The organism is Limnoglobus sp., assembly GCF_059499385.1.
Genome location: NZ_JCABYM010000047.1, coordinates 69,950 through 79,439 on the forward strand (window position 1 = coordinate 69,950; position 9,490 = coordinate 79,439).

A 9,490-nucleotide genomic window follows, 5' to 3' on the forward strand; every position below is an offset into this window, starting at 1 on the left:
GCAAGGAGCGCGTCCGCGGCGGGAAGCTTACCCCCCTCCCTAACCCTCCCCCCCAAGGGGGGAGGGAACAAGAGGCTCCTCGCGGCGGCTTGGCGTCAGACTGGTTCCGCAACGGTAGCTCGACGCCGCGCGGATTGGATTCCGCTTACCCGCATTAGGATTGCCGTGGCCGTGACCGTCTTCGACGAGATTTTCTCCCTCCTGACGCCCGAGCGGCTGCTCCGCGACCCGCGGGCGACCGGCGACGGCGTCGCCGTCGCCGTCCTCGACTCCGGCGTCGAGCGCGGCCTCCTCGAAGACAAGTTCGCCCAGGCCGGCACGCCGATCCGCCCCATCGAGGGGGCCGTCTTCCGCGGCCCCAAACCCGACATCCTTCCCTACACCGGCCACCAGTCGTCGCCGCACGGCACGACCGTCGCCGACATCATCCTGACGCTCGCGCCGAGGGTGAAACTCTACACCGCCGACGTGTTCGGCACGCAGGGGACGTGCGAGGTCGAGACGGTCATCGCCGCCCTGCGGCACGCCATCGACGTGTGGAACGTGAAGGTCGTCAACCTCTCGCTCGGCGTGCCGGAACACCGGCTGCAACAGCTCCCGCGCCGCCAACAGCTTTTCCGCGCCATCGAGGAGGCGTACTTCCGCGACGTGCTCGTGTTCGCGGCCGCGAACAACGACCACCCGGTCACCCGGAGCTACCCGGCCGTGTTCTCGCCGCCGCTCATCTCCGTGGACAAGGGCCTCTTCGACGACCCGCTGCGGTTCGCGTACCAGTTGCGGGACCACATCGAGTTCCAGGCCCACGGCCGCGGCTACCTCGGCCCGTTCGCCCGCGAGCCGGCCACGAGCTGGGCGACCCCGCACCTCGCCGGGATCGCGGCCCGGATTCTCTCGCTGAAGCCGGACCTGAAGCCGTTCGAGATCAAGACGATCCTGTACTGGATGTTCCGCGCCGCGAAGTGATGCGGATCGGCGTACAATAGTTCGCCATGCTCCGCTTCGCGCAGTTCAGCGACGTCCACCTCACGAGCAAGCACCTCGGCTGGCGGCCGCGCGACTTCTTGACGAAGAAACTCACCGGCTGGATCAACGTCAAGCTGCTCGGCCGCGGGGCGCGGTTCAAGCACGCGCCAATGGTCGTCGATGTCCTCCTGAACGAGTTCCGCACCCGGAGCTTCGACCACCTCGTCTTCTCCGGCGACGCGACGAAGCTGGCGTTCGAGAACGAGTTCCACCTCGCGGCCCAGAAGCTCGGCGTCGGCGACCCGACGCTCCCGCCGACCGTCGGCGTCCCCGGCAACCACGACTACTACACCCGCCCGGCGTTCCGGGCCGGGCTGTTCGAGAAGCACTTCGCCCCGTGGCTCGACGGCGTCCGCGTTGATGAACACACGTACCCGTTCGCCCGTAAGGTGAAGCACGCATGGTTCGTCGCCGTGAACAGCGCCACCCCGAACTGGGCGCTGTGGGACGCGAGCGGGACCATCGGCGCGCCGCAGTTCGAGCGGCTGGAGAAACTGTGCGAGCGGTTAGATGACGGCCCTCGCATCCTGGTGACGCACTACCCGCTGCGGACGGCGAAGGGGAACGTCGAACACCCGACGCACCGGCTGCGGGACCACGCCGAGGCGATTGAGGTGGCGAAGCGGTGCAAGATTTCCCTGTGGCTGCACGGCCACCTGCACCGCGGGTACGTCCTGCCGCCGGGCGGGGAGATCCCGTTCCCGGTGATCTGCGCCGGCAGCTGCACGCAGACGCGGCGGTGGATGTACAACGAGTACGAACTCGACGGCACGAAGCTCACCGTCCAGAGGCGGCGGTTCGACATGCTGGCGAAGAACTACCTCGACGCCGAGCGGGCGGAGTTGGAGTTGCCCGTCTAGCCGTCACACGGCCGCCAGGTTCGGCTTCATTTCCTCGACGAGTTGCAACAGCACTCGGAGGTTACCGACCTTCCCGGCCTCCACGTCCAGGACCGGCCGGTTCGCCCCGTGGACCCACACCCCGACATCGCCCGCCTCGTCGGGCCACACGGAATCAACGTCGGCCCAGGGAACCGTCCGGCCGTCGATCGCGAGGCCCGCCGGCGTTACCCCGATCGGGCCGAAGTCGGTCGTCTCGCCGCGGCCCAGGGCCGCCCGCGTCTCGGCGAGCAACCGGGGGGCCGTGTGCTCGTGGACGACGGCCAGGAGGCGGTCCAGCTCGCCGACCTGCCAGTGGGAGAACGCGACCGTCCGACCGGCCGAGCGGATCCAAATCCGCAGCTTCACCATGCCGGCGTACAGGTCGGCGACTTGCTCGGCGACGGATTCGACCTCCTCCCACCGCACGAACCCGTCCGGCCCTTCAAACCCGTCGGGGCCGACGGCAATCCACTTCGGCCACAGCAAGTTCCAGAACCCGATCCCGAGAGACACGACCCCGCACGGGAGGAACAAGAACGGCAGCATCCCGCTCTTGCCGGGGAGGCCGCCCTTCGACCACTCGACGAAGAGAAACCCGCCGGCGACGAGTAACCCCACGGCCAACGCGAAGGGGACGAGGACGAGCGCCTGGCTCGTCTCGAACCGCCGGGGCAGCTCCGCGGCCGCGTCTTCCGGGAGGGGCACAAGATTTTGATGCTGGTACACGGCCGCCCTCCTCGGGGATGGACCCGTGGGAAGCATAGAACAAATCACCCCGACTTCCGAAGTCCGGCTTCGACTTCGGAAGTCGATCCCGCGCAGTGGCGTTCGCCGGGTCCACGGACGCCCCTCACCCGCTTCGACTTCCGAAGTCGAAGCCGGACTTCGGAAGTCGAACGGGGGCCGCGTCGCCGCTCATCTTCACGCCCCGTACCATTTCCCCACACACCATCCGCACAGGACGCCTCCCATGCGTGCTCTCCTCGCGCTGCTCGTCATCGCGGCCCCCGCATTCGCCCAGAAGGAATTCGGGTTCGACAACCGCAAAGGCTCCGGCCAGCCGTACCTCAAGCCGGACGAGACCGTCGCCAGGTTCAAGGTCGCGCCGGAGTTCGAGGTCAAGCTGTTCGCCGGCGAGCCGATGATGACCAACCCGATCGCGTTCACCCTCGACGAGAAGGGCCGCGTCTGGGTCGTCGAGAGCTTCGAGTACCCGAAGCGGACGCCGAAGGGCCAGAAGCCGCGGGACCGCATCGCCATCCTCGAAGACACCGACGGCGACGGCGACGCCGACAAGCGGACCGTCTTCGCCGAGGGGAAGGACTTCCCCGAATCCTTCGACATGGCCAGCGGCATCGAGGTCGGGCACGGCGGCGTCTACGTCGGCGCGCCGCCGTACCTCTGGTTCGTCGAGAACAAGGACGACAAGCCGGGGAAATTCGAAATCCTCGCGAAGGGGTTCGGCAGCCAGGACACGCACGAGACGCTGAACACGTTCCAGTGGGGGCCGGACGGCTGGCTCTACGGGCTGCACGGCGTCTTCACCCAGAGCGACGTGAAGACGGCCGACGGCGGCGAGGTGAAGATGAACGCCGCCGTCTGGCGGCTGCACCCGAGGACGAAGAAGTTCGAGATCTTCAGCGAAGGCACGAGCAACCCGTGGGGTATGGACTGGCGGAACACCGACGGCCAGTTCATCCTGGCGTGCTGCGTGATCCCGCACCTGTACCACATGGTCCCCGGCGGCATCTACCAGCGGCAGGGCGGGGCGAGCTACAACCCGTACCACTACGGCTACCTGAAGGAGATCAGCGACCACACGTTCCACCGCGAGTCCGGGTGGGCGCACGCCGGCCTCATCTCGCTGGACGTGCCGCACATGCCCGAACGCTTCCGCAACAGCGTCATCTTCGGCAGCATCCACGGCTGTAGCCTCAAGCAGAACGTGCTGAAGCCGAACGGCAGCAGCTACGTCGCCAGCCGCGGCGACGACTTCCTGGTCAGCGGCGACAAGAACTTCCGCCCGATCAACCTGAAGTGGGGGCCGCTCGGCGACATCTACCTGATCGACTGGCACGACCAGAACCCGTGCCACCAGACGAAGCCGGACGACTGGGACTACGACCGCGGCCGCGTCTACCGCATCCAGCTCAAGGGGACGACGCCGAAGAAGGCGGAGGACCTGGGGAAGAAGAGTGTCGCTGAGTTGATTGCGGCGATCGGATCGCCGGACCCGTACACGTATCGAACCGCCACGCGGCTTCTTTCTGAACGACCCTCGCCTACGCCTCCGCTCCCGCGCGATGTGGTCACCGAGACGGAGAAGTTGCCACTCATTCGAGTTACCTGGGCCGCGGCGGCGCTCGGACTGAACGAACACCAACACAAGGAAAAGGGTGGCGACGCAGAACCGGACTTCCTGAAGAAGGAACCGATCATTGCCGGCTGGGGGATTCGCTTGCTCACTCAAGCGAATCGAGTCGCGGATGACATGGTTGACGAGATGGCACGCAGCGCGAAGGTGGAAGCGCACCCAGGCTTCCGTCGCGAACTCGCGTCGGCCGCGATTCGCCTCTCCGCGAAACACGACGTGACGCCCCTCGTCCGTGCCCTCATGTCCCGCAAGGAAGACGCGAGCGACCCGCTCATCCCGCACCTGACGTGGCTCGCCTACGAGAAGGCGCTGATGAAGACGTCCGCGAAGGCCGGCGGGACGGACGCGAACGGCAAGCCGGTCGAGGGCACGTCGCCGCTCGACGCGGAACTCGCGTGGCTCGCCGAGAACGCGGCCGGGAACGCGTTTGTCACGGACCAGATCGTCCCAAAGGTCGTGCGGCGGCTCGTCGCCGCCAACGACGCGAAGCAGCTCGAAGTCGCCGTCAAGTTCGTCGCCTCGCTCAAGGACGCCGCCGCCCGCAAGAGGGCGCTCGAAGGGCTGGCGACCGCCGTGCAGGGGCAGCAGCTCAAGCCGCCGACCGGGTGGGCCGAGCTTCGCCAGGCGACGACCCGCGACCGCGACCCGGCGACGGCGGACCTCGTCAGCAGGATCGCCGTCTCGTTCCGCGACCCGCAGGTGTTCCAGCGGATGCTCGCCCAGATGGGCAACGAGAAGCAGCCGGAAGCCGCCCGCCTGGACGCCATCCGGCAGGTCGCGCAGTACGCCGACCCGAAGAGCGTCGAGGGGCTCATGCGGCTCGTGAAGGAGGACAAGGCGGACGCGATCCGCGTCGAGGCGGTGCGGGCGCTCGGCGGCATCAACAACAAGGACGTGGCCATCGGCCTCGTGTCGAACTGGGACAAGCTCTCGCCGCCGGTGCGCGCGGAAGCGGTCACCGCCCTCGCCGGCCGCAAGGAGTGGGCGGCGGCGCTGCTGTCCGGGATGCAGACGAAGATCATCGACCGCGCCCTGGTGACGGACAACACGATCAGCCGCATCCAGGGGCTGAACGACAAGAAGCTGAACGCGATGATCGAGGACGTGTGGGGCCGCACCCGCCCGACGCCGGACGAGCTGACGAAGCTCATCGACAAGACGCGGGCGGACCTGAACGCGAAGCCCGGCTCGTTCGCCCGCGGGGCGAAGGTGTTCGAGGTGCAGTGCGCCAAGTGCCACAAGTTCGAGGGGAAGGGGAACGACGTCGGCCCGGCGCTCGACGGCGCGGGCCGGGACATCGAGTACCTGCTCGGCAACGTGCTGGACCCGAACCGCGTCATCGGCGCGCCGTACTTCGTCCGGCAGCTCAACACGCTCGACGGCCAGAGCCTGCAAGGCGTGCTCGCCGAGGAGGACGACAACTTCATCACGCTAAAGGTCGAGAACGGCGTGCTGAAGAAGGTGGCGAAGAAGGACCTGGACGGCCCGGTGAAGGTGCTGGAGAAGTCGATGATGCCGGAGGGGTTGGGCAACAACCTGACGCCGGAGAACTTCCGGGATTTGATTCGCTACGTGATGGCCCACCCGTTCGTCACCGACGTGACGCTGAACGGCACGGCCGTGAGCGCGCCGGCCGGCGGCCGCATCCCGCTGCCGGAGTCGAAGGACGCGAAGCCGGTGGTGATCGAGGCGAAGGTGACGGCAACGGACGCGGTGACGACGAAGCTGTTCGTCGGGGCCGGCGATTCGTTCGAGGTGGCGCTCGACGGCAAGAGTGTCGGCAAGGGAACGGGGACGCGGACGATCAACCCGTCGCCGGACGGCGAAGAGTTCGCGGTGTCGCTGCCGAAGGGCGAGCACACGCTGACGATCACGGTCGCCCACAAGGGGGCGGCGCGGTGGGTGTACGTGCGATTCCTCGACCCGGACCGGAAGCTGCGGTACGCGGACGGGCAGTAGGGCAACTCTATATCGCCGCCGGCTTGCCGGCGGGGTTTCGCGCCCCCAAAACCCCGCCGGCAAGCCGGCGGCTATATGAAATCGGCCCGTCCAATGGACAGGCCGTTCGCGGTTGAATGTGCGTCCGCGGGTCACCGCGCGAACAGGTACGCGCCGACGACGGCCGTGCCGATCGCCAGGCCGATCGCGATCCACGGCATGTACTTGTTCTCGAAGAACGACTTCGCCTCCGGCACGTCCACCTTCTGCGTCTCGATCGTCATCTTCGACGCCCGCACCGGCCGGACCGGGTGCGGCCCCGTCCCGGCCTTCATCGGCGAATCCGCCTTCACCGGCGTCGTCCGGTGCGCCGGCGGGGCGCTCGGCGGCGTGTCCGTCGTCAACGGCGTCGCCCGCGCGTGCGAGGAGATTTGCGCCGGCGACCGGCCGGACGCCACCTGGCCGGGCGTCACCGCCGCCGGCTCTACGATCAGTACCCGGAACTCCGGCACGTTCTTGATCGGCAGGAACGGCCCCGCCTTCGTCCGGCAGACCAGAATCCCGGCCGGGTCGCCCAGCGCCCCGGTCTTCAGGTTGTCCACGATCCGGGCCGTGGACCCCTTCACCGTCTTCGACTGCCCGGCAGCGTCCCGGTAGACCATGTACCACAGGTCGTTGGTCGGCGGCGGCGGCGGGTTGCCCAGCGGCGTTACGGAGCCGACGTTCGCCGGGGCCGGGCCGTCCGCCCGCGCCGTCCACGGCTGGCCCGTCAAGTCTTCGATGAACTCCCGGCAGCTCGCCGGCCGGCGGGCCGGGTCGGCGCTCATCGCCCGCAGGATCGCCTTGTTCACCCGGTCGCTCACCCGCGGGTTCAACTTCGCCGGCGGGTCGAACTCGTTCTTCGTCTTCTTCAGCCAGCAGTCCAGCGGGCTCGTCTTCGCGAACGGGATGACGGCCGTGAGCATCGTGTACAGGGTCGCGCCGAGCGAGTAGATGTCGCACCGCACGTCCGCGTTCTTCGCGTTCCGGAACTGCTCCGGGGCCATGAAGTGCGGCGTCCCCAGCCCGCGGCCGGTCTTCGTCAGGTTCATCTCCCCTTCCACGTCCTTGACGAGGCCCATGTCGCACAGCTTCGCGACGCCGTCCTGGGTGAGGAGCACGTTGTCCGGCTTCACGTCCCGGTGGACGAGGCCCTGCTTGTGCGCCCGGTGCAGCCCGTCGCACACCTGCATGATGATCCGGACCGCCTCCGCCTCGTCCAGCACGCCGTACCGCTCGACCCGCTGGCCGAGCGACTCGCCGTTGACGAACTCCATCACCAGGAACGGGGACGTGGCCGTCCCGCAATACTCGATCGCCTTGACGATGTTCGGGTGGTCGAAGAGACTCGCGGCCCGGAATTCCTGCTCGAACCGCTTGAGCAGGGTCTGGTTCTTGGCCGTCTCGGGGGGAATAATCTTGATGGCTACGATGTCGCCGGACGTGACGTGCCGCGCCTTGTAGACCGCCCCCATCCCGCCCTCGGCGATCTTGGCGAGGAGGTCGTAGTTGCCGACTTGCCGGAGGACGGTTTCGTGCGCCATGGGCTTGGGTGGGACTCAGTCCGATGTAGTGGGCGACCAATCCTAGCCTGTGCCGGCGGGCCGAAGGGACGGTCTGGCGGCTCCTACCTTTATACCTTACGGCCGGCAAACCTGGGAGAAAACTTCCGACTTGCCGGCCGGCCGGGGGTAACCATGCCCGAATTTTACGACCGCCGCACAAACGAACCGGGCCGGATTGTGTTAACCCCGTTAACCGGTATTATCGAGATAGCTCGCGGAATCGCCCGGCGCGCCCGCGTCGGGCGCGGTTTACCGATCTCCCGCGCGTTACCCGGTCAAAATCCTTTGTCATCGCGGGCGGCGTCCGGCACAATCAGAAAATCGCGGAATCTCCCGGCCCCGCCGGGCCGCCTCGGCGACGACTCGCGAAGGGGATGACTCTCATGTCCACGCTGGGCAAGGTGCTGCTGTTCGTGAACGTCCTGCTCGCGTTCGGCGTGCTGTTCCTCGCGTCCCAGGACTACGCGAAGCGGCGGGAGCTGAACACGGCCGCCCTCAAGTACGAGATCGTCATGGACGGCCTCGCCGTCGAGCCGGTCAAGGACCTGGGCGAGTTGGACGCGGACACGATGGCCGTCACCGTCACCGGGCCGAACGGCATCGCGACGGCCAAGCCGGTGAGCAAGAAGGTCGTCGATAGCGTGTTCAGCGGCGTGGACACGGCGTTCGGCGGGTCCGGGACGCCGAAGACGCAGCTGGACGAGGTCAACGCCGTCTACACGAAGCTCAGCCAGACCGTGGACGGCATGGCGAACGACGCGGCGCGGGTCTCGTTCCTGTGCGGGTCGATCGACGCGAAGGGGTTCCTCGTCCCCGGCCTCCTGATGACGCTCTCCGACACGTTCGAGGAGCGGCAGGCGGTCCGAAACCTGTTCTACCGCGTCCCGCAACAGCAACTGGCCGCGAGCGCGAAGGAGGCCCGCGACCGGCTGAAGGCGAAGTTCGACGCCGTGACGACGGCCCCGAACCCGCAGCGGCCCGAGGACGTGCGCAAGCAGGTCGAGGAGATCAAGGCGAAGATCGCCGCCAGCCCGAAGGACAACAAGCCGAAGGAAGAACTCGCGAGGCTGTCCGCCGGCGGGCCGGCCGGCCCGACCGGCAGCGACCAGGAGCGGCGGGTCAAGATCGCGCAGTTGCTCATGCAACTGAACCCGGCCCCGCTGTGGCAGAAGCGGGTCGCCCTCACCGTCGGGCTGAAGACGTACCTGCTGGCGATCACCGAGCAGGTGTCCCGGATCGAGGCGATCGCGACCCAGACGCGGGACGCCCGGTTCGCCGACCAGCAGAACCACGACGTGGAGTACGAGCAACTCGCCAGCTTCGCGCTGGAGAACAGCAAGCTCGTGGACCAGCAGACCCGCGTGGCGGACGGGCTGGCGAAGACGCTGGCCGACGACCAGGCGATCTTCGACAAGCGGACGGTGCAGCTGAACAACCTGAAGCAGGAACTCGCGCAACTGACCGCCGCGGTGAACGCGCAACTGGCGGCCCAGAAGAAGGTCGAGGCCGACCTGTTCGCCGTCCAGCGGGAGGTCGGGCTGACGCTCCGCGAGACCGGCAAGCTCGAGGGCGACCTGCGGGCGAAGGAAGGCAAGTAAGCGATCATTCTTGGCTTTTGTTCCCTCCCCCCTTGGGGGGGAGGGCTAGGGAGGGGGGTAACCTCCCTCCCC

Annotated in this window: 6 protein-coding genes; 4 read left to right on the forward strand and 2 right to left on the reverse strand. The window is 67.7% G+C overall.

Features of this window, described 5'->3' with window-relative positions; all coding sequences use genetic code 11:
- Positions 1–165 precede the first annotated feature (165 nt).
- Positions 166–963, forward strand: coding sequence for a S8 family peptidase (locus AC5JJ2_RS08975; protein ID WP_495857639.1), 798 nt, complete (start codon positions 166–168; stop codon positions 961–963).
- A 26-nt stretch (positions 964–989) separates the two neighbouring features.
- Positions 990–1,883, forward strand: coding sequence for a metallophosphoesterase family protein (locus tag AC5JJ2_RS08980; protein ID WP_495857640.1), 894 nt, complete (start codon positions 990–992; stop codon positions 1,881–1,883).
- Between the two features lie 3 nt (positions 1,884–1,886).
- Here AC5JJ2_RS08980 and AC5JJ2_RS08985 read toward each other — a convergent pair whose 3' ends face one another.
- Positions 1,887–2,609: a hypothetical protein gene (locus AC5JJ2_RS08985; protein ID WP_495857641.1), complete on the reverse strand. Its 723-nt coding sequence runs from the start codon at positions 2,607–2,609 to the stop codon at positions 1,887–1,889.
- 265 nt (positions 2,610–2,874) lie between these two features.
- Between AC5JJ2_RS08985 and AC5JJ2_RS08990 the strand changes: the two genes are divergently transcribed.
- A complete protein-coding gene (locus AC5JJ2_RS08990) occupies positions 2,875–6,237 on the forward strand; it encodes a PVC-type heme-binding CxxCH protein (RefSeq protein WP_495857642.1) in 3,363 nt (1,120 codons plus the stop codon).
- 131 nt (positions 6,238–6,368) lie between these two features.
- On the opposite strand, the gene AC5JJ2_RS08995 is transcribed toward AC5JJ2_RS08990, so the two are convergent.
- Positions 6,369–7,799, reverse strand: a complete 1,431-nt coding sequence (locus AC5JJ2_RS08995) for a serine/threonine-protein kinase (RefSeq protein WP_495857643.1) — start codon at positions 7,797–7,799, stop codon at positions 6,369–6,371.
- Between the two features lie 404 nt (positions 7,800–8,203).
- Between AC5JJ2_RS08995 and AC5JJ2_RS09000 the strand changes: the two genes are divergently transcribed.
- On the forward strand, positions 8,204–9,418 hold the full coding sequence (locus AC5JJ2_RS09000) for a hypothetical protein (protein ID WP_495857644.1): 1,215 nt from the start codon (positions 8,204–8,206) through the stop codon (positions 9,416–9,418).
- Positions 9,419–9,490: the final 72 nt, after the last annotated feature.

Excerpts from the sequence above, each read along its gene's own strand:
- AC5JJ2_RS08980 (WP_495857640.1), top strand. The coding sequence starts at position 990 with ATGCTCCGCTTCGCGCAGTTCAGCGACGTCCACCTCACGAGCAAGCAC.
- AC5JJ2_RS08990 (WP_495857642.1), top strand. The coding sequence starts at position 2,875 with ATGCGTGCTCTCCTCGCGCTGCTCGTCATCGCGGCCCCCGCATTCGCC.
- AC5JJ2_RS08995 (WP_495857643.1), bottom strand. The coding sequence starts at position 7,799 with ATGGCGCACGAAACCGTCCTCCGGCAAGTCGGCAACTACGACCTCCTC.
- AC5JJ2_RS09000 (WP_495857644.1), top strand. The coding sequence starts at position 8,204 with ATGTCCACGCTGGGCAAGGTGCTGCTGTTCGTGAACGTCCTGCTCGCG.